Here is a 20,698-nt window from a genome sequence, read left to right as displayed (position 1 = left end):
GAGCACAGCGGTTCCTGCCGGCAGAGGGGCTCTCGTGGCAGGAACTGCTGTGGTCAACACCGGGAGCCGGACACCGCGGGCCTCAGGTTCAACCTGATGTTGAGGGTTGCCCGTGGCTCAGCCTCAGGCCGAGGTTGAGGGTCTCCGGCCCGTCACGCCGCAGTGTCGCCCTCCGTGTCGCCCTCCGTGTCCAGCCCCTCGCCGGCGCCGAAGCGGAACAGCGGGTCGGCCGTGTCGAACGGGACGTCGCTGCGGGACGCCTCGACCGCGGCGGCGGACCGCGGCAGGTCGAACGGCAGCCGGCCCTCGGGCGGCACCGTCCCGGTCAGCGCGTCGAGCAGCGCGGGCGTGCCCACGCCGAACGTGACGACCAGGGTGTCCGCGTGCGGCAGCAGCGGCGTCAGGACCGCAGGCCGGTCCAGGTGCACGTCCACCACGGTGGGCACCGCGGCGGCCACCTCGGCGACGTGGGCCACGACGTCGTCGGCGAACTCGAGCGACCCCGCGTGGAAGAAGCTCTCGAAGCCCGGGCCGCGCTCCTCGTACGGCGCCTCGAGGCGCAGCAGCGCGACGTCGGCCTCCGCCGGGGTGGCGACGCGCCGGAACCCGGCCACCTCGCCGTCGGGCACACCCTCCGCGTACAGGCGCAGGCCCGGCGCGAGCGGCAGACCCGCCGCTCCCCTGCCTGCGTTGCGCAGCACCGTCACCGACCGGGACTGCGCCCGCCGCCCGGCGGCGACCAGGTCGGCCCGCCCGACGACGACGGCGGCGGCGTCCTCGTCCACGTACCGGTGCTCGTCGAACAGCCCGAGCTCGAACTTCTCGGTCAGCAGGCGCCGCACGGAGGCGTCGATCCGCTCCTCGGGCACCCGGCCGGACGCGACGAGCTCGACGACGTGCTCGGGGCAGGCTTCCCCGCCGAGCTGGTCGGCGCCGGCGTCCAGGATCTTCGCGACCCGCTCCAGGGGGCTGAGGTGCTCCACGCCCCAGGCGCGGGCCGGGAACGGGAGGCCGAACATCTCGACGTCGGTCACCAGGCCCCAGTCGGTGCAGATGATGCCGTCGAAGCCGAGGTGCTCGCGCAGCAGCCGGGTCAGCACGCCGCGGTTGAAGCCGAAGCCGACCTGCTCGACGTCCTCGGGCCCGGAGCCGAGGTCCGCGCGGAGCCCCACCGGCATGCCGTAGTACGGCATCATTTGCCGCGTCCCGGCGGCGAGCAGCGCCTTGAACGGCTCCAGGTGCAGGTCGAACCGGTCGCCCGGGTAGACCTGCTCGCGACCGTAGGCGAAGTGCGGGTCCTCGCCGTCGAGCTGCGGGCCGCCGCCCGGGAAGTGCTTCGTCATCGTGGAGACGCTCGCCGGCCCGAACGCGCCGTCCAGCCCGGCCGCACGCGCGACGTCGCCGCCCGCCTGCAGGCCGCGCACGTAGGCGGCGCCGAGGCGCCCGGTGAGGTCGGCGTCCTCACCGAAGGTGCCCCCGCCGCGGGCCCAGCGGGGCTCGGTGACGAGGTCGACCTGCGGGTGCAGCGCCGTCCGTATGCCGACGGCGAGGTACTCCTGGCGGGCGGCGTCGCCGTGCTCCTCGACCAGCAGCTCGTCGCGGGTCGCGGCCAGGCCCAGGGTCTCGGGCCACTGCGAGAACGGCCCCGACAGCAGGGCGGCGCCCGGGTTGTCGGTGAACGAGTGCCTCGGGTCGGAGGCCACGGTCACGGGGATGCCCAGCCGGGTGTCCGCGGCGAGCCGCTGCAGGCGGTTGTGCCAGACGGCGAACTCGCGGGCGGTCGGCGGCGCGGCGAGCACGTTGAGGTGCGTCATGTGCCGCTCCACGACCAGGTCGGACGTGCCCGGCATGCCGTGGTCGGACGGCGCGTCGGCGAGGCTGCCGCCCGGGCCGACCTCGACCATGGTCTGGAACATCTGCCCGGCCTTCTCGGCCAGGGTCATGCGCCCCAGCAGGTCGGCGACCCGCTCGGCGACGGGCAGCGCGGGGTCGCGGTACGGCTCCGCCTCGGGCACCGGCTCCGGCCCTACCTCGCGGCCCGCCTCGGTCGCCGTCACCGCGCACCCCGGATGAACATGGTGCTCACGGCGCCGACGACGGCCACCAGCGCACCCACCAGGAACAGCGCGGTGTAGTTGCCGCCCGCCCCGGAGGCCGGGCCGATCGCGAGCAGCGCCGGGGCCATGGCCGGGGCGAGCGACTGCGGCAGTGCGTTGGCGATGTTGAAGACGCCCATGTTCTTGGCGGCCTCGGTGTCCTTGTTGGGCAGCACGTCGGTCACGAGCGCCAGGTCGACGGCGAAGTACGCCCCCAGGCCCGCGCCGAACAGGCCGGCACCCAGGTACAGGTGCTCCGGCGCGCCCGCGAAGGCGAAGACGAGCAGGCCGGCGCCCGCCAGCACGGTGGAGATGATCACGAACACCTTGCGGCGGCCGGTGCGGTCCGACAGCGAGCCGCCGACCGAGCCCGCCAGGAGCAGCACGGCGGCCTGGAGCACCATCAGGCGCAGCTGCCAGCCGAGCGCCGTCGGCTCGTCCATGCCGAAGCGGTCCTGCAGGAAGTAGACCTGGTAGCTGTTGTAGAGCGCGAAGCCGAACAGCAGCAGGAAGCGGCCGGCGAAGGCCCAGCCGAAGTCGGGGTGCTTGCGCGGCGAGACCCAGAACCCGCCGAGGAAGCGGCCCAGGTGGAACGGCTCGACGTCGGCGGGGTCCAGGCGGCGGTCCTTGAGGACGGCGACCAGGGCCAGCACGCCCGCGATGGCCAGCGCGGTGGGCAGCAGGAACAGCCAGGCCGAGCCGGCACCGGACGCCGTCAGCCAGGCCGCGATGCCGATGCCGGCCAGGGGCGCGAGGTTCTGCGCGATGCCGAGCCAGCCGGAGACGCGGGCCCGCAGGCGCTCCTCGACCTGGTCGGGCAGCAGAGCCTGCAGCGCCGCCTGGGTGCCGTTGAACGCCGTCTGCGCGACGGCCCAGCCGATCGCGACGACGGCGATGTTGGGCGCGAGCGCGATGATCGCGATGCCGGCCGAGCCGAGCAGCACGCCCCACAGCAGCCAGGGGCGGCGCATGCCGAGGCGGGACGTGGTGCGGTCGGACAGGGCGCCCGCGAGCGGGTTGGCCACGAACGCGAAGAACGCGCCGACGCCGGTCACCAGCGCCAGGTCGGCCGCGCGGGACTCCGGCGTGGACAGGGCGCTGACGCGCAGCGCCAGCGTGCTGATCACCGGCGTCAGGAGCGCCACGTAGAGCGCGAAGAACGCGGCCACGTAGGCGATGACGAGGCCGGTGCCGCCCGCGCGGCGAGGCGCGGCGACGGCGGGGTCGTGCTGCGCGGGACGCGCATCGAGGGTTGCCATGGAGGACTCCTGGGTGGGGCAGCTCTGCCCCGGCTGGTCGGGCTCCCGGCGGGCCGCTGTCGCCAACGGCTACCGGGTGGTAGTTTTTGAATTTCTACCACTCGGTAGGTTTGCAGCGCAACAGTCCAGCCCAAGGAGTGCACCCATGACCATCGAGGAGACCACCGAGACGCCGGCAGCCGCAGGATCGCGCCAGATCTCGCCCGCGACGCCGGGTCGCGCGTTCGACGTCGAGCACGCGCTGGCCGCCCTCACGCTCGAGGAGAAGGCCGCCCTGCTGTCGGGCCTGGACTTCTGGACCACCCAGCCCGTCGACCGGCCCGAGGTCACCGTCCCCGGCGTCATGGTCACCGACGGCCCCCACGGCCTGCGCAAGCAGGCCGAGTCCCCCGACCACCTCGGGCTCGGCACCTCGGTGCCCGCCACGTGCTTCCCGCCCGCGGCCACGCTCGGCTCCACGTGGGACCCCGCCCTGCTGCGCCGCGTGGGCGAGGCCCTGGGCCGCGAGACGCGCGTCAACGACGTCGCCGTGCTGCTCGGCCCCGGCATCAACATCAAGCGCTCGCCCCTGAACGGGCGCAACTTCGAGTACCTCTCCGAGGACCCGGTGATCTCGGGCGAGCTCGGCGCGGCCCTCGTGGCCGGCATCCAGTCCCAGGGCGTCGGCACGTCGCTCAAGCACTTCGCGGCCAACAACCAGGAGGCCGACCGCATGCGCGTCTCGGCCGACGTCGACGAGCGCACCCTGCGCGAGATCTACCTGCCCGGGTTCGAGCGGGTCGTCAAGCGGGCGCAGCCGTGGACCGTCATGTGCTCGTACAACAAGATCAACGACGTCTACGCGTCGCAGAACCACTGGCTGCTGACCGAGGTGCTGCGCGACGAGTGGGGCTTCGCGGGCCTCGTGGTCTCCGACTGGGGCGCCGTGCGCGACCGCGTCGCCGCCGTCGCCGCCGGGCTCGACCTGGAGATGCCCGCCTCGGGCGGCCGGACCGACGCCGAGGTGGTCGCCGCCGTCCGCGCCGGTGAGCTCGACGAGGCCGTGGTCGACGTCGCGGCCCGCCGCGTGCTCCACCTGGTGGCGCGCTCGCTGCCCGCGCTGGACGCCGCGAGGGCCTCCGGCGAGGGCTTCGACGCCGACGCCCACCACACCCTGGCCCGCGAGGCCGCGGCCGCGGGCACGGTGCTCCTGAAGAACGAGCCGGCGGACGGCGCCCCGCTGCTGCCGCTGGCGTCGGGCGAGGGGGTCGCCGTGATCGGCGAGCTGGCCCGGACGCCGCGCTACCAGGGCGCGGGATCCTCCCAGGTCAACCCCACGCGGCTCGACGACGCGCTGTCCGCGCTGCGCACCGCGACGGGCGCCGAGGTGCCGTTCGCGGCGGGCTACACGGTCGACGGCGCCGACGCGGGCTCCGGCACGGACCAGGCCGCCCTGCGCGACGAGGCGGTCGCGGTGGCCGGCGCCGCCGGGACCGTGCTGGTCTTCCTCGGACTGCCCGCCTCGTACGAGTCCGAGGGCTTCGACCGCGCGCACATGGACCTCCCTGCCGAGCAGCTCGCGCTGCTGGAGGCGGTCGCGGCGGTCAGCTCCCGCGTCGTCGTCGTGCTGGCGAACGGCTCGGCCGTCTCGGTGGCCGGCTGGCAGCACCTCGCCCCGGCCGTGGTCGAGGGCTGGCTCGGCGGCCAGGCCGGCGGCTCCGGCGTCGTCGACGTGCTGCTCGGCGCGGTCAACCCGGCCGGGCGCCTGGCCGAGACGATCCCGCTGCGACTGGAGGACAACCCGTCCTACGGCAACTTCCCGGGCGAGCTGGGCCACGTGCGGTACGGCGAGGGCCTGCTGGTGGGCTACCGCTGGTACGACGCGCGGCGGGCGGACGTCGCCTACCCGTTCGGGCACGGCCTGTCGTACACGACGTTCGCCTACTCCGGCGTCGCCGCCGAGGTGCTGCGCACGGACGCCGTGGCGGACGACGAGGCCGCGGTGCGCGTGCGCGTGACCGTGACCAACACCGGTGACCGGCAGGGCGCCGAGGTGGTGCAGGCGTACGTGGCCGACCCGGCCGCGCAGGTGCAGCGCCCCGAGCGCGAGCTCAAGGCGTTCGCCAAGGTCGACCTCGCGCCGGGCGAGTCCCGCGAGGTCACGTTCGACCTCACCGGCCGCGACCTGGCCTACTGGCACCCCGTGCTGCGCCGCTGGGTGGTCGAGGGCGGCGAGTTCGAGGTCGCCGTGGGCGCGTCGTCGCGCGACCTGCGGGGCTCGGCCACCGTCGTGGTCGACGGCGAGGACGTGCGCCTGCCGCTGGAGCCGCTGTCCACCGTGGCCGAGGCGATGGGCCACCCCGTCGTCGGGCCGCGGATCGAGGCCCTGGTGCACGGCGGCGGCGTGGCCGACGACATGCTCGGGATGATCGGCGACATGCCGCTCACCGTCATCGCCGACTTCGGCATGGGCGGGTTCGACCGCGCCGGCCTGGCGGCGCTGCTGGCCGAGGCGAACGGCTGACGGTTCCGGCGCCGGGCTCGGGGAAGAGCCCGGCGCCGGTCCGGCGCTCTCAGCGCAGGATCAGTCAGCGCAGGATGAGGTCCAGGTAACCGCGCAGGTCGGCGGCCATGTCCACGCGCTCGGCGGCGGGCCGGTCCAGGGACAGCAGCCACTGCACCTGCAACCCGTCCATGAGCGCCACCACGGTGCGCGCCGCCTGGTCCGGATCCACCCCGGGGGCGAGGCCGCCGCGCGCGGCCCGCTCCCGCAGGAGCTGCGACTGCTCGTCCAGCACCCTCTTGTAGCGGCGGCGGAAGTACTCGTGCGCGGGGTGGTCCGGGGAGGTCGCCTCGGTGGACAGGCCCGCGAACAGCTCGACCAGCGGCCGGCGCACCCGGTTGCGCTCCACGAGGTGCAGCAGCGCCTCGAAGTAGTCCGAGCCGCGCTCCATGTCCTCTTGGAAGGACTGCTCGTCGACCGCGTCGCGGTACTCCAGCACGGCCTCCAGCAGGGCGGCCTTGTTCGGGAAGTGGTGCAGCAGGCCCGGGTGCGAGATGCCGACCCGGGCCGCGATGTCCCGCAGGGAGGCGCCGTGGAAGCCGACGTCGGCGAACACGAGGATCGCCGTGCGGATGATCTCCTGCTGCGTCGCGCGGCCCTTGGCGTACCCACCACGCTGGCCGGTGGTGGAGGCGCCGGTCCTGGTGGACGGGCCGGTCTGAGCGCTCACGGACATGCGCCCAAACTACCCCGGCCTGGGCCGCGCGACGGACTCAGAGGGTTCGGGTCAGGCGAGGCGCGCGCTGGCCACGAGCTGTGCGCCGACGTCGAGGCGCACGTCGGCGATGCGGACGCCGTCCGGCAGCTTCTCGGCGAGGTCGATGTCGCGGCTCGTGGCGGCCTCGACCTTGCCGCGCACGGTGCCGAGCAGCGCGGCGACGATCGGGTTGCCGCTGTTGAGCTGCACGTCACGCACCGCCAGCACCAGGTTCTCGTCGATGCTGACCGACGCCGTGGCCTGCACCCGGGCCGACAGGAAGATGCCCTTCTTGATCGCGGCGTCGATCCGGAGCGTGGCCGCGCGCGGCCCCTGGGAGACGACGTCGAGGTCCAGCGCCGTCAGCGTGATCCCCTGCTGCAGCAGCACGACGGCGGCCACGCCGCGCACGGTCGCGACCAGGCCCGCCTTGTCGACCGCGACGCGGGCGTGGCCGGAGACCGGGTGGTCCGCGTCGGGCTCGACGGGCTGGATGCCGACGCGGCCGTCGGCGCCCTCGACCCAGTCGAACCGCAGGTCGGTGAGCTCCGCGGTGATGTCCACGGGCAGGTCCACCGCGACGAGCTGGTGCGCGTCGAGGCGCAGGTGGTGCAGGTTCCCGGGCTCGCGCCGGACCACCTCGGGGCGCCAGCGCTTGTCGTCGGACGCGGGCTGGGCGGGGTGGCCGGCCTGGGCCGGGTAGGTGGGCTGGGCGGGCTGGGTGGCGGCCTCGGGCAGGCGCACGACGACGCCCGACAGGTCGATGACCGCGGAGGTGATGTCGGCGCCGTCGAGCTCCGCCGTGATCGGCGCGCGGTCCAGCCCCAGGGCCTGGCCACCGACCTCGTCCGCGAGCGTCGCGCGGATCCGGGCCTCGAGGTCGGCGCCGAGGGCGGGCCGCGGCGCGGAGCCGAGCGGGATCGGGTCGGGCGCGGGGCGGCCGGTGGGCTGGTCGGGTGCGGGGCGCTGGGCGGCGTCGGTCATGGACGCGAGACTAGCCGTGATCAGGCGAGCGGCGCCCGTGACCGGCCCGGGCGCGACGCTCCGCCCGGGCCGGGTCAGGTGCTAGACGCGGCCGTCGTTGAGCCGGCGCTGCAGGGCCATGACGGCGCTGGAGTCGCGCGAGATGACGCCGTCGACCCGCGTGCCCAGGTAGCGCTGGAGGGCGCGGATGGTCTCCGGGCCGATCTTCCCGTCGCGGTCGCCGGACGCCATGCCGATCTTGCGCTGCAGGGCGGCGATCACCCGGGAGCCCTGGGCGTCGGAGACCCAGCGCCAGCCCGTGGTCAGGCCGGGGTTCACGTCGCGCCAGACCACGCTCTGCGAGGAGACGACGCCGTCGACCGGGGTGCCGAGCTCCTGCTGGAGGCGGCGCGTGGTGGACGAGCCCCAGAAGCCGTCGACGATCAGGCCGCCGGGCTCCCCCGGGCTGGGCGGCGTCGAGCCCTCGCCGGCGCGGATGTCGTCGAGCCGCGCGTAGAGGTTGCGGCCGGGGCACGCGGTCTGGGAGACGTCGCGGTGGCCGCCGAGCGGCGCGCCCCGGGTCCACCAGCGGTCCTTGCCGTAGCCGTAGATGGCGGCCGCGGTGGAGATCTGGGCGGCGGTGGGGTTGTTGGCCTCGTAGTTGCCGGCGAAGCAGATGGACCGCGAGGTGCTGTTGCGGCCGCCGGTGTGGGTGCCGCGGCGGTTCCAGCTCACGCCCTGGTAGGCCCGGCCGGAGGGGAAGATCACGACGTTGTACGAGATGCCGGTGCCGAAGCGGGTCTGGCCCACGCTCTCCAGCGCCCGCATCTGCTCCGCCTCGGCGGCGACGGTGGCGTCGGACGAGAGCTGCGCGGTGACCGAGTGGTGCACCCAGACCTCGACGGCGGGGCCGGTCAGCGTCAGGTCGCCGTCGGGGTACCGCGCGCCCCAGGACGCGCGCGACGCGATGCTCACCGTGGCGGTGGGCTCGACGGGCTCGGGTTCGGGTGTCTCGGCGGGCTCGGGGGTGGTGTAGGGCTCGGCCGCCTCGCCCTGCGGCTCGTCGTCGGCGGCTAGCACCTCGAGCACCGTCCCGTCCTCACCCTTGATCTCGTACACCTCAGTCACGGTTCCCCCTCGAGCCAGGTCACGAAGTCACGTTCCGCCTATGTCGTACATGTCTACCACCGCGCGGTGGGTGAGGCGACCCCCTAACCTGCACGTATGGCCACCGACTGGACCCTCACGATGGACTGCGCCGACGCCCCCTCGGTGGCGGCGTTCTGGATGCTCGCCCTCGGCTACGTCGAGCGGCCCCCGCCGTCGGGCTGGGACTCGTGGGACGCCTGGATGGCCGCGCAGGGCGTGCCTGAGGAGGAGTGGCACGACGGCGCCTACCTCTACGACCCCGAGGACAGGCTGCCGAACCTGTCGCTCCTGCGCGTGCCGGAACCCAAGACCGTCAAGAACCGGGTGCACCTCGACCTGCAGGTCTCCGGCGGGCGGGACGTGGCGCCCGCGCTGCGTGAGGAGCGCATCCGCGCCAAGGTCGCCGAGCTGGTCGCGGCGGGCGGCACCGTCGCCTGGGAGTCTCCCGGACCGGCCGGGCTGGACCACGTCACGATGCGCGACCCGGAGGGCAACGAGCTCTGCGTCGTGTGAGGGGTTCGAGTGAGGGGTTCGTGCGAGCAGTTCGTCCGAGCGGGTCGGCTGAGCGGGCCGTCTGAGCAGGTCGTGCGAGCGGGAGGCACGGCGGCCGCCTCCCGTTCGTCCGGTCGATGCGGGGCCGCGCTTGTACTGTGGCGGGCGTGATCAGCATCGACGCCGAGTCCTCCGTCCCGCCGTTCGAGCAGGTGCGCACTGGGCTCGCGCAGCAGATGGCGGACCGGACGCTGCCCGTCGGCACCCGCCTGCCGACCGTGCGGGCGCTCGCCGCCGACCTCGGGATCGCCGTCAACACCGTGGCCCGCGCCTACCGCGAGCTGGAGGCCGCCGGGCTGGTCGAGACCCGTGGCCGTGCCGGGACCTTCGTCAGCGCGGCGGGGAACCAGCGCCTCGCCCTGGCCCAGGACGCCGCGGCGCAGTACGCCGAGACGGCCCGCGCGCTCGGGATCAGCCGGGCCGAGGCCCTGGAGATCGTCTCGGCGGCGCTGCGCTAGCCGTACCGACCCGGTTGGCGGGCCGGCCTGTCCGCCGTCCGTTCAGCCGAGCAGCCGTACCGGGCTCCCCGCCGCCCAGGCCGCGACGTCCTCGACGACCTGCGGGAAGAACGTGGCGTACGTGTCCTCCGTGACGTAGCCGAGGTGCGGCGTCAGCACGGTTCGCGGGGCAGAGCGCAGCGGGTCGTCCGCGGGCAGGGGCTCGACGTCGTACACGTCCAGGCCGGCGCCGCCGATCCGGCCGGCGTGCAGGGCCTCCAGCAGCGCGGCGGTGTCCACCAGGGGCCCGCGCGAGGTGTTGACCAGGATCGCGGTCGGCTTCATCCGGTCCAGGTCCGCGCGCCCGACGATGCCGACGCTGCGCGGGCTCAGCTTGTAGTGCACGGTGACGACGTCCGACGTCGCGAACAGCTCGTCCTTGGGAACGGCCCGTGCGCCGCGCTCGGCCGCGACGTCCGGGTCCAGGTTGCTGCTCCAGGCCACGACGTCCATGCCGAACGCCGCGCCGACGCGCGCGACCTGCGTGCCCAGCCGGCCGAGCCCCACCACACCGAGCGTGCGCCCGGCCAGGTCGGTGCCGATCGTGTGCTGCCAGCCGCCCGCGCGCAGGCGAGCGTCCTCCTGCGGCAGGTGCCGCGCCACGGCCAGGATCAGCGCCCAGGTCAGCTCCGGCGTGGCCGACGACGGCGAGTCCGTGCCGCACACCACCACGCCCCGCGCGGCGGCCGCGGTCAGGTCGATCGACGCGTTGGCGCGGCCGGTCGTCACCAGGAGCCGCAGGTCGGGCAGCAGGTCGAGCGTGGCGGCGTCGAAGGGTGTCCGCTCCCGCATGGCGACGACGACGTCGCACCCGGCCAGCGCGTCCGCGAGCGCCGCGGGGTCGGCGAGGTGCTCGGCGTGGAAGGTGACGTCGGCGCCGAGGCTGTCCCAGTCGGCGAGGCGGTGGGCGGCCTGCTGGTAGTCGTCGAGGACGGCGATGCGCATGCGGGCCACCCTAGGCGCACGGTGCGGGGGGCGGGGCGGGGGGTGTCGTTCCGGCGTGGGTGTCGTTCCGACGTCGGTGTCGTTCCGGCGTGGGTGTCGTTCCGGAGCCGGCCCGTTCGTCGTCCGGGTAGGGCCGACCGATGACCTTCGGCGCGCCCCGTCGTCTACCCAGGGAAACGTTCCGCCTCCGTGTCAGACGTACGGATCACCAGAGGGATCTGTACGTCTGACACGGAGACGGGGCGTCGACCGTCCCCCTCGGACAAGGAGCGCACCATGACCGCGACACCCCAGCACCACGCCGACCCGGACGGCGTCGCCGGCGAGCCCGCCGTGCCGCCCGTCGTCGACCGGGCCGCCTGGCAGGCTGCCCGCGACGAGCTGCTCGTGCGGGAGAAGGCGCACACGCACGAGGGCGACGCGATCGCGGCGGCGCGGCGCCGGCTGCCGATGACGGAGGTCGACGCGGGCGCCGTCGTCGTCGGACCGGACGGCCCGGTCACGCTGCTGGACCTGTTCGCGGGCCGCGAGGAGCTGGTCGTCTACAAGCACATGTGGCACCCGGGCGAGCCGTTCGAGAATCAGTGCGAGGGCTGCACGCTGACCTATTTCGCGGTGCAGGACCCCGCGTACCTGAACGCGCGCGGCGTCTCGTTCGCGGTCGTGGCGAAGGCGCCGTACGCGGAGCTCGCGCCGTTCGTGGAGTTCATGGGGTACCCGCGGCACTGGTACTCGGTGCTGAAGACGACGGAGGACGTGCTGGGCGGCGGCGAGTTCGGCACCTGGCTGTGCTTCCTACGTGCACGCGACCGGGTGTTCCTGACCAACTCCGTGACGGGCCGCGGGGCCGAGGCGACGATGCCCGCGCTGGCGCTGCTCGACATGACGGCGCGCGGCCGCCTGGAGGCCTGGCAGGACTCGCCCGAGGGCTGGCCGGAGGGCAAGGTCCCGGGCTGGTTCTGGCGCACGGACGAGGACGGCGCCGGCAACAGCTGGTCGGGCGGCCGCCCGGCGGCGCAGTGGAACCGCCCGGGCGCGACGCCCGTGGTGGCCGGCGCGCCCCACGACCACTGACGGCCGCCGCCCCGCCGCCCCGCCGCCCCGCCGGGGCGGGTCGCCGATGTGCGCTTCTACCCAGTCATTAGGCCCGGAATCAGCCGTGTTTCGGGCCAAATGACTGGGTAGAAGCGCACCTCCGCTCGGCGGGGCCCCGCGGGAGGCTCGGCGCCGGTCAGCGCCGGTCAGCGCCGGTCAGCGCCGGTCAGCGCTCGTCAGCGCGGATCGCGGCGCGGACCCGGGCCGAGCGCGAGCCCACGCGGTTGGTGGCGCCGGTGCGGTAGGCCCGGGCCTGCTGGTCGGTGTGCACCCCGGCCGCGCCCGACCGGGCGTGCTCCGCGCGCTCCCGCACGGCCTCGGCCGGGAGCGCGTGCTTGTGCCGGGCGCGGTCCTTCTTGTTGCTTCTCACGCGTCTCACCTCCGTCCGGTGCGTCAGCGACGCCCGACCGTAGCGGCCGGAGCGCTACGCGGTCAGCGGATTTTCGGGCCGGGTTGTTCCCGCTGGTCAGCGGCCGGTCGCGGGCTCGGCATACTTGCGCGGATGACCACCGCAGCCCAGCACCCGGTCCGCCACGTCGACATCCACCACGCAGCCCTCCGGCACGACGACGTCGTCGCGCCCGCCGAGACCACCCGCCTGCGCCTCGCCTACCGCGAGGCCGGGGACCCCGCCGCCCCGGTCCTGCTCCTGCTGCACGCCCTCGGGGAGAGCTCGCTGTCGTGGGATCCCCTGCTCGACGACCTGGCGGCGCTCGGCTACCGGGTCCTGGCCCCCGACGCGCGAGGCCACGGCGAGAGCGACCGGCCCGGGCAGTACTCGTACGAGCTGATGACGGCGGACACCCTCGCGTTCTGCGCCGCGCTCGACGTCACCGCCCCGGGCGGACTCGCGATCGTCGGGCACTCGATGGGCGCCGTCACCGCCGCACTGGTCACCGCCACCCTGAACGCCACCACACCCGCGACCAAGCCGGCCACCCCCACCCCGCCCCCCGTCACCCGGCTCGTCCTCGAGGACGCCACCCCGCCCCGCGCCGGCGGGCCGCGGTTCGAGCCGTTCGACGAGCCGGACCACCCCGTCCCGTTCGACTGGCCGCTCGTCAACGCGCTGCGCGCCCAGCGCGGCGACCCCGACCCGGCCTGGTGGGACGACGCGCTGGGGATCGAGGCGCCCGTGCTCGTCGTCGCGGGCGGCCCGACGAGCAACGTGGACCAGGCCGACCTCGCGGAGTTCGCCGCCGGTGTGGCCCGCGGCCGGCTCGTCGAGATCCGGGTCGGCCACATGGTGCACGACGAGGCCCCGGACGAGTTCCTCGCCGTGGTGACCGACTTCCTGCGGCGGTAGCCCCGCCACCGCACGCGGCAGCCTGGCCGCCACCGCCCGTTCACCCCGCGGCCGTGCGGCGCTCACCTGGGCGAAGACCTCGGCCAACACACTGAGCCGACCCTTCCCCGGACACGTCAGGAACCAGTCATGTCCTCATCCAGGTGGCGCCCAGCGCCACACCGGGCGGCGCTCGCGGCGGGGGTGGTGACGCTCCTCGCGCTCACCCCCGCCGTCACGCTGTCCGCGGCGGCCCAGCCCGCCCCGGCAGAGCCGGCACCGGCCCAGCGGCCGACCGCACACTCCCGCGAGCTGACGCCGTTCGACGCCGTCGACCAGTTCATCGGCACCGAGCTCGACACCACGGAGAACAAGAGCAACGACGCCTACGGGAACACGTTCCCGGGGGCGACGGCGCCGTTCGGCCTGGTGCAGTCCAGCCCCACGACGTACCGCGAGGGCAGCAACGGCGAGAAGGGCGGGTACGAGTACACCGCCGACCGCATCCGCGGCTTCGGCATGACCCGCCTGTCGGGCACGGGCTGCACGGGCAACTACGGCGGGTTCGACTTCCCGGTCCTGCCGTTCACCGGCGCCCTGCCCGACGGCGAGCTGCCGACGGACCCGGCGGCGAACATCCGGGACTACTACCTCCCGTTCAGCCACGACGACGAGCGTGCCGAGCCCGGCTTCTACGAGGTCACCACCGGCAACGACGTGACCACGCAGCTCACCGCCACCCAGCGCACCGCCGTCAGCCGGTTCGAGTTCCCCGAGGACGCCGACGGCGCCACCCTGCTGCTCGACGTCGCCGGCTCGAACAACTCGATCCGCGCCAGCGAGGTCACCGTCGACGCGCAGCGCCGCACCGTGACCGGCACGGTCACCGCGGGCGCCGTCTGCAACCAGGGCACGTACTACACGGTGCACTTCTCCGCGACGTTCGACCGGCCGATCAAGACCCACGGCGTGTGGGGCGACGGCGCGGTCACGCCCGGCGAGGACCACGCGGCCGGCACCACGGCCAAGCACGGCACGGGCGCCTGGCTCGGCTTCGATCCGGGCAGCACCGTGACGGCCCGCATCGGCCTGAGCTACACGAGCGTCGAGAACGCGGCGCTCAACCGCGTCACGGAGGTGCGGAACAAGAGCTTCGACGCCGTCCGCGCCGCCGCCCGGAACGACTGGCGCGAGGCGCTCGGCACCATCGAGGTGGACGGCGGCGACGGCCCCGACGCGGGCACCGACACCGACGCCGAGCGCACCAAGCTCTACACGGCGCTGTACCACGTGCTGCAGCAGCCGAACGTCTTCGAGGACGTCAACGGGCAGTACGTCGGCTACGACGGCACGGTGCGCCGCGTCGAGAAGGGCCGGCACCTCTACGTGAACTTCGCCGGCTGGGACTTCTACCGCGGCCACGCCCAGCTCCTGGCGATGACCTTCCCGAGGGTCGCGGAGGACATCGCGCAGTCGATCGTGCTGATGGCCCAGCAGACGGGCACCTGGTACGACGGCCCGACCTACAACCTGGTGCAGGCCCGCATGGCGGCCGACTCGCTCCCGATCGCGCTGGCCGCGATGGACGACTTCGGCGCCACGGACTACGACCGTCAGGCCGCGCTCGACTCCCTGCTGGCAACCCAGTCGCTGCCGGGCGAGGCCAGCACCCGCCCGGACGCGTACCAGTACCTCGCCACGGGCATGATCGAGAACCGCAAGGGCAACTTCGCCACGGCCCGCGTGCTGGAGTACTCGGTCGAGGACTTCGCCATCGCGCAGTTCGCGCAGCGCCTCGGCGACGACGCGGCCCACGACGCGCTCATGGTCCGCGCCCAGTCCTGGCAGAACGTGTTCGACCCCGTGACCAGGCACATCCGGCCCCGCGAGCGCACCGGCTTCGACCGGTCGTTCGACCTGCGCGTGCGCGACGACGGGGCGGGCCGCGGCCAGTTCAACCAGTCCACCGGGTACCAGTACGGCTGGATGGTGCCGCACAACGTCGGCGCGCTCGTCACCGCGCGGGGCGGTGCCCAGGCCGCCGAGCAGGCGCTCGACGTGCTCATGGCCGACCTCGACGCCGGCGCGTACACCCAGACCGGCAACTACCTCAGCAACGAGCCGGCCTTCAGCTCCCCGTGGGTCTACAACTGGCTCGGCAAGCCGCACAAGACCACGGACGTCCTGCACCGCGCGGTCGACGAGCTGTACGACACGACGCCGACGGGCCTGCCCGGCAACGACGACCAGGGCGGCCTGAGCGCCTGGTACGTCTGGGCCAACCTGGGCGTCTACCCCGTGGTCTACGGCACCGCGGACCTGGTGGTCAGCGCCCCGCTGTGGGAGCGCATCACGATCGACGCCGCCGACAGCCGCCGCGACTACGAGATCGTGGCGCCGGGAGCGAGCAGCGAGCGCCGGTACACCACGGGCCTGCGGGTCGACGGCCGCGCGCAGACCTCGTCCGTCGTCGACGCGTCGTTCGCCCGCAAGGGCGGCACGCTGCGCTTCACGATGTCCGACGAGCCGGGTACGTGGGGCACCGGGGCGGACGACGTCCCGCCGTCGTACACCGAGGAGATGGACGGCCGAAACAACGTGGGCACCACGCCCGACGGCCGCGGGAACCTCGGGTCGATGGACCTGAGCGACTGGTCGCTGTCGCGCGAGGGGCTGACGGCGGCGGGCGCCGCGCCGGGGGCGCGCCTGCCCCTGCGCGTGGACGGCGCGGACACGGGCGTCGCCTTCACGTGGCCCGACGCCGGAGCGGGCGAGCCGGACAACTGGATCGTCGCAGGTCAGCGGGTCGAGCTGGACGACGCTCCGGCGTCGGCGGTCTCGTTCCTCGGGCTGGCCACGAACGGCCCCGCGCGCGGGACGGCGTACGTCGAGTACACGGACGGAACGCGCCAGCCGGTCGAGGTCGAGCTGACGGACTGGGCGGCGGGCCCCGGCGCGGGCAACACCACGCTGGTCGAGGTGCAGGGCCGCAACAACCGCAACGGCACGGCCGGGACGGGCACGTTCCGCGTGTTCGCGACGGCTCCCGTGGCGCTGGACCCGGGCAGGACGGTCGACGCCGTGGTGCTGCCCGCCTCGACGGACCGCGGCATCATGCACGTCTTCGACGTGGCGACCGCACCGGTGCCGGCCGGGACGCCGGCCGGCTGACCCTGCCGCGCCGACCATGCACCTGCTGCCAGGACCCACCCGGTTCTGGCAGCAGGTGCATGGTCATCCCGCTCGGCGGGTGGCGCCGGTGCGCAGCGACGGGGCTGTGAGCAAGGTGGGTGACGCGGGTTCGGCCATGCGTCCATCCTGGTCAGAGCGACACGGGTGGACCATGCGGTTGTCCTCCCGATGCACGTGGGGTTTTCCCACCCCGTCGCGTGGGAAGATGCAAAGGTCATGAGTTCGCGCCCCCTGCTCTCCCACCTGCGCCGGATGGTGCACGTGGGGCCGTACGGCGGGGAGCTCCCGGTGGCGCTGCGAGCGGCGGCCTCGGTGGCCGTGCCGATGCTGGTCCTGTGGGCCACGGGGCACCTGGAGTGGTCGCTCTACGCGACGTTCGGCGCGTTCACCAGCCTGTTCGGCCGCACCGTGCCGATCCGGCCGCGCCTGGTGTCGCAGGTCCAGGCGGGCGGCGTGCTGGTGGCGTCCGTGCTGGTCGGCACGCTGCTCGCCGTCCTGGGCTCGGCCGTCCCCGGCACCGGCTGGCTGGTCGTGCCGGTCGCCGCGCTCTGGGCCACCGGCGTCGCGATCCTGTCCCACCGGCTGCGCTGGCACCCGCCCGGGCCGCTGTTCCCCGTGTTCGCGCTGGGCGCCTGCTCGTCGGTGCCCGCGAGGCCCGAGCAGCTCGCGGTCGCGCTGGCCGTGGCGGTCGCCGCGGCCCTGTTCGCGCTGGTGCTGACGGCGTGCTTCGCGCGGTTCGAACCGGGCGGCCCGGGTACGACGGCGCCCGCCACCGTGCCGAAGGCCACGCCCCTGCCCGCGACAACCCCGGCGCCCGCGCCCGGCCCCGAGTGGACCCTGTCGCACTACCTGGTGCGCTACGCCGCCGGTGTCGCCGTCGCGGGCGCGATCGCCACGGCGATCGGGCACCCCTACTGGGCGATGGTGGCCGCGGTCGTGCCGATGTCGGCGCCGGACGCCTCCGGGCGGCTCCTGCGCGCGGCCCAGCGCCTGGCGGGCACGCTGGTCGGCGTGCTCCTCGCGTGGGCCCTGCTGGCCGCCGCGCCGCCGCCGCTGGTGGTGATCGCGGTCGCCGCGCTGCTGCAGGCCGGCGCCGAGCTCTACGTGGGCCGCAACTACGCGCTCGCCATGCTGTTCATCACGCCGCTCGCCCTGTCGATGACGCACCTCGCGCATCCCGTACCGGTGTCCGGCCTGGTCAGCGACCGTGCCCTGGACACCGTCGTGGGGGTTGCCGTGGCCGTGGTGATCACCCTGCTCACGCACGAGCGCCGCCAGGACGCCGAGGGCTGACACCGGCCCCGCACGACCCCCGCCGTCGGACCCGTCGCCCGGTCGCCGCACGAACGCCGTCAGACCGCCGTCCCACCACGCAGAAAAGCCGACAGAACCGGTCGGATGGACGTAAGATCACGCGATCGATTCCTCGTCCAGGATGATTCTCGCCTGGCAAGGGGTGAACTTCACCCCGGCGCGCCCCAGCCGCTTGACGTCCATGTAGATCGGTCAATAACGTGGTATTTGCCGGTAGTTAATGTGAATTAGGGCCCGGTGTTCGGCCCTTTGCAGAGCACCAGAGGAGCTACCGATGAGTCCACGACGACGTGCCACACAGGTAGACATCGCCCGCGCAGCGGGGGTCTCGCAAGCGACCGTATCCCTGGTGATCAGCGGCGGCCACGGGAGCGAGCAGGTGGCCGAGCACACCCGCACCGCCGTGCTCGACGCCGCCACACGGCTGGGCTACTCGGTCAACACCGCGGCGCGCAGCCTCAAGGGCGGGCGCAACCACATCCTGGGCCTCTACACGTTCGAGTCGGTCTTTCCCACGGACCAGCGCGACTTCTACTACCCGTTCCTGCTCGGCGTCGAGCGGGCCACCGCCGAGGTCGGCTACGACCTGCTGCTGTTCAGCTCCGTCACCCCCGGCCCGCGCCGTATCTACTCCGACGGCATCAACCGGCTCAAGGTCGCCGACGGCTGCGTGCTGCTCGGCCGGCAGGTCGACCACGCGGACATCGCCGAGCTGGTCCGCGACGACTTCCCCTTCGTGTTCGTCGGACGCCGGGAGCTGCCCGGCACCGAGCTGTCCTACGTGGCCCCGGACTACGGGACGGCGACCAGGGACCTCGTGCTCCGCCTGACCGGCCTGGGCCACCGCCGCCTGGCCTACCTGCGGCCCGACGACGACCAGGAGCCCACCCGGGACCGCGAGGCCGGCTTCCGGGCGGGCGTGGCCGACGCGGGACTGCCGGACCAGCCGGTCCACGCGCTGCCCGTCGGCTCGTCGCCGCCCGTGGAACAGGTCTTCGACCTGCTGAGCGAGCCGCTGACGACGCTGCTGGCCACCTGGCGCGCCGACGGCGTGACCGCCCTGCTGGTGGACCCCGGCGAGAACGACCGGACGATCGCCGTGCTCGAACAGGTCGCCACCCGCGCCGGGGTGCGCATCCCCGGGGACCTCTCCGTCGTCGTGCTCGGCGAGCCGTCCCCGCCGCTGTCCGCCCGCGGCGCCGACGCCGCGCTCGTCAGCACCCGCGACTGGAGCCGCTTCACGCTCCCGCGCGAGGGCCTGGGCCGCGCCGCCGTCCACCTCCTGCTCGACCTGCTGGACGACGGCGGCCCCGCGCGGCAGCTCACGGTCCCGTGCGTGCCCGTCGAGGGCGACACGGTGGGTCCGCCGGCGAGTGTCGCGGGCTGAGCCCCGGACGCCGCACCCCGACGTCACCCAGGAGTGCGAGACTGCGCGCATGCGTGACGACGAGTGGGCGCGGCAGCGCGCCGAGGCGGTCCGCGTGCAGGCCGACCGGCTCGCGGCGCGGCAGGACGCCGAGCACGCCCGCGCCGAGGCGATGCTGCACGAGTTCGCCGCCGCCGCGGACGCCGCCGGCCTCGAGCCCGAGGACCTCGTGGTCCAGGGCTACGGCGGCCGCGGCACGGCCCGCACCGGGCTGCGCGGCTGGTACCTGCGCGTCGACCGGAGCGCCGGTGTCAGCACGACCGGCGACTTCTACGTGCTCACCGCGCCCCTGGGCCTGCTCGACCGCGTGCGCGGCGTCCGGCCCGAGGCACGCCGCCCGCCCCTGACGCTCGGCGCGGGCGGCAAGGACGGCGAGTCCATGCCCCTGGCCGACGTCCTGGACCGGCTGCTGCCGGGCTGGCGCGCTCGCTGACGGGCGCGCGAGTGCCCGCCCCGTCCAGCCCCGGAACCGTCGGCGAGGTGTTCGTCGCGTTCCTGCGCCTCGGCCTGACGTCGTTCGGCGGGCCCGTGGCCCACCTCGGGTACTTCCGCGACGCGTTCGTGGTGCGCCGCAGGTGGCTCGGCGACCAGGCCTACGCCGACGTCGTGGCGCTGTGCCAGTTCCTGCCCGGGCCGGCGTCCAGCCAGGTGGGCATGGCGATCGGCCTGCAGCGCGCGGGCGTGCGCGGGCTGCTCGCGGCCTGGGCCGGGTTCACGCTGCCGTCCGCGGTGCTCATGGTCGCCTTCGCCTACGGCGTCACCGCGTTCGGGGACGACGCCGGGGCCGGGTGGATCGGCGGCCTCAAGGCGGCGGCCGTCGCCGTCGTCGCGCAGGCCGTGCTCGGCATGACCCGCACCCTGACGCCCGACGCGCGTCGCGCGACCATCGCCGCGGGTGCCGCGATCGTCACGCTCCTGCTTCCCACTGTCGCCGGGTTCCCCGTGGCGCTCGGCCAGGTCGGGGTGATCGCCCTGGCCGGCGTGGCCGGCCTCGCCTGGCTCGGCAACCTGTCCGACGACGGCGCCGCCGAACCGTTCCCCGTCCGCGTCGGCCGGGGCGCGGCGGTGACCTGCCTGGTCGTCTTCGGCGCGCTGCTCGTTGCGCTGCCCCTGCTGGCCGCCGCGACCGACGGCGGCGTGGCCCGGCTCGTCGACATCTTCTACCGCGCCGGGTCGCTCGTGTTCGGCGGCGGGCACGTGGTGCTGCCGCTGCTCCAGGCCGAGCTGGTGCCGTCCGGGCTGGTCGGGCACGACGAGTTCCTCGCGGGGTACGGGGCGGCGCAGGCCGTGCCGGGCCCGCTGTTCACGTTCGCCGCCTACCTCGGCGCGGTCACGACGTCCGGCCCGTCCGGCCTGGCGGGCGCCGCGATCGCGCTCGTCGCGATCTTCCTGCCGTCGGCCCTGCTCGTGGTGGGCGGGCTGCCGTTCTGGGAACGGCTGCGCGGCGCGCCCCGCGCCCGGCGGGCCCTGGCCGGCGTGAACGCCGGCGTCGTCGGGCTGCTGGCGGCCGCGCTCTACGACCCGGTGTTCACGCAGGGCGTGCTGGGCGCGTCGAGCCCGGTCGTCGCGCTGGCGCTGGCGATCGCGGCGTTCGTCGCGCTGACCCGGTGGTCGGCGCCGCCGTGGGCGGTCGTGCTCGTCGCCGGGGTGCTGGGGTGGGCGTTCCTGTGAGCCGGGTGCCGCGCG

Annotated in this window: 17 protein-coding genes; 10 read left to right on the top strand and 7 right to left on the bottom strand. The window is 74.5% G+C overall.

Annotation, left to right across the window (positions count from 1 at the left end):
- Positions 1–152 precede the first annotated feature (152 nt).
- Positions 153–2,057: a glycoside hydrolase family 3 protein gene (locus H291_RS0111965; protein ID WP_020015233.1), complete on the bottom strand. Its 1,905-nt coding sequence runs from the start codon at positions 2,055–2,057 to the stop codon at positions 153–155.
- A complete protein-coding gene (locus H291_RS0111960) occupies positions 2,054–3,355 on the bottom strand; it encodes an MFS transporter (protein ID WP_020015232.1) in 1,302 nt (433 codons plus the stop codon). The genes H291_RS0111965 and H291_RS0111960 overlap by 4 nt, the downstream gene beginning before the upstream one ends.
- 145 nt (positions 3,356–3,500) lie before the next feature.
- Between H291_RS0111960 and H291_RS0111955 the strand changes: the two genes are divergently transcribed.
- On the top strand, positions 3,501–5,858 hold the full coding sequence (locus tag H291_RS0111955) for a glycoside hydrolase family 3 C-terminal domain-containing protein (protein ID WP_020015231.1): 2,358 nt from the start codon (positions 3,501–3,503) through the stop codon (positions 5,856–5,858).
- 64 nt (positions 5,859–5,922) lie between these two features.
- Here H291_RS0111955 and H291_RS0111950 read toward each other — a convergent pair whose 3' ends face one another.
- From H291_RS0111950 to H291_RS32495, 3 genes are all read right to left on the bottom strand, one after another.
- Positions 5,923–6,573: a TetR/AcrR family transcriptional regulator gene (locus H291_RS0111950; protein WP_020015230.1), complete on the bottom strand. Its 651-nt coding sequence runs from the start codon at positions 6,571–6,573 to the stop codon at positions 5,923–5,925.
- 51 nt (positions 6,574–6,624) lie between these two features.
- Complete coding sequence (locus H291_RS0111945; protein WP_020015229.1) at positions 6,625–7,578, bottom strand: hypothetical protein; 954 nt, start codon at positions 7,576–7,578, stop codon at positions 6,625–6,627.
- An 81-nt stretch (positions 7,579–7,659) separates the two neighbouring features.
- Positions 7,660–8,685 (bottom strand): peptidoglycan recognition protein family protein, encoded by a 1,026-nt coding sequence (locus H291_RS32495; protein WP_157236827.1) that lies wholly within the window; start codon positions 8,683–8,685, stop codon positions 7,660–7,662.
- Between the two features lie 96 nt (positions 8,686–8,781).
- Between H291_RS32495 and H291_RS0111930 the strand changes: the two genes are divergently transcribed.
- Entirely contained in the window at positions 8,782–9,219 is a 438-nt protein-coding gene (locus tag H291_RS0111930; protein ID WP_020015227.1) for a VOC family protein, read from the top strand.
- Between the two features lie 137 nt (positions 9,220–9,356).
- The gene (locus H291_RS0111925) at positions 9,357–9,716 is read left to right on the top strand and encodes a GntR family transcriptional regulator (RefSeq protein WP_020015226.1); all 360 of its coding nucleotides are present in this window, start codon (positions 9,357–9,359) and stop codon (positions 9,714–9,716) included.
- 42 nt (positions 9,717–9,758) lie between these two features.
- On the opposite strand, the gene H291_RS0111920 is transcribed toward H291_RS0111925, so the two are convergent.
- A complete protein-coding gene (locus H291_RS0111920; protein WP_020015225.1) occupies positions 9,759–10,700 on the bottom strand; it encodes a D-2-hydroxyacid dehydrogenase family protein in 942 nt (313 codons plus the stop codon).
- Between the two features lie 276 nt (positions 10,701–10,976).
- Here H291_RS0111920 and H291_RS0111915 point away from each other — a divergent pair, with 276 nt between their 5' ends.
- Complete coding sequence (locus tag H291_RS0111915; RefSeq protein WP_020015224.1) at positions 10,977–11,774, top strand: DUF899 family protein; 798 nt, start codon at positions 10,977–10,979, stop codon at positions 11,772–11,774.
- 187 nt (positions 11,775–11,961) lie between these two features.
- Here the strand turns inward: H291_RS0111915 and H291_RS0111910 are convergent, their stop codons facing one another.
- A complete protein-coding gene (locus H291_RS0111910) occupies positions 11,962–12,165 on the bottom strand; it encodes a hypothetical protein (RefSeq protein WP_020015223.1) in 204 nt (67 codons plus the stop codon).
- Positions 12,166–12,297: 132 nt separating this feature from the next.
- Between H291_RS0111910 and H291_RS0111905 the strand changes: the two genes are divergently transcribed.
- The 6 genes from H291_RS0111905 (at position 12,298) to chrA (ending at position 20,683) form a co-directional block, all read left to right on the top strand.
- Positions 12,298–13,101 (top strand): alpha/beta fold hydrolase, encoded by an 804-nt coding sequence (locus tag H291_RS0111905; RefSeq protein ID WP_020015222.1) that lies wholly within the window; start codon positions 12,298–12,300, stop codon positions 13,099–13,101.
- A 129-nt stretch (positions 13,102–13,230) separates the two neighbouring features.
- On the top strand, positions 13,231–16,251 hold the full coding sequence (locus H291_RS0111900; RefSeq protein WP_084467967.1) for a GH92 family glycosyl hydrolase: 3,021 nt from the start codon (positions 13,231–13,233) through the stop codon (positions 16,249–16,251).
- A 237-nt stretch (positions 16,252–16,488) separates the two neighbouring features.
- Entirely contained in the window at positions 16,489–17,565 is a 1,077-nt protein-coding gene (locus tag H291_RS0111895) for an FUSC family protein (RefSeq protein ID WP_232216032.1), read from the top strand.
- A 295-nt stretch (positions 17,566–17,860) separates the two neighbouring features.
- A complete protein-coding gene (locus H291_RS0111885; protein WP_026365668.1) occupies positions 17,861–18,973 on the top strand; it encodes a LacI family DNA-binding transcriptional regulator in 1,113 nt (370 codons plus the stop codon).
- A gap of 49 nt (positions 18,974–19,022) precedes the next feature.
- Positions 19,023–19,445: a hypothetical protein gene (locus H291_RS0111880; protein ID WP_020015218.1), complete on the top strand. Its 423-nt coding sequence runs from the start codon at positions 19,023–19,025 to the stop codon at positions 19,443–19,445.
- Positions 19,446–19,456: 11 nt separating this feature from the next.
- On the top strand, positions 19,457–20,683 hold the full coding sequence (gene chrA / locus H291_RS0111875; RefSeq protein ID WP_020015217.1) for a chromate efflux transporter: 1,227 nt from the start codon (positions 19,457–19,459) through the stop codon (positions 20,681–20,683).
- Positions 20,684–20,698 lie beyond the last annotated feature (15 nt).

The sequence above is a fragment of the Promicromonospora sukumoe 327MFSha3.1 genome, assembly GCF_000385135.1.
Taxonomy (GTDB): domain Bacteria; phylum Actinomycetota; class Actinomycetes; order Actinomycetales; family Cellulomonadaceae; genus Promicromonospora; species Promicromonospora sukumoe_B.
The sequence above is the reverse complement of the archived record's forward strand: the minus strand, read 5'-3'. Positions and strand labels throughout refer to the sequence as shown.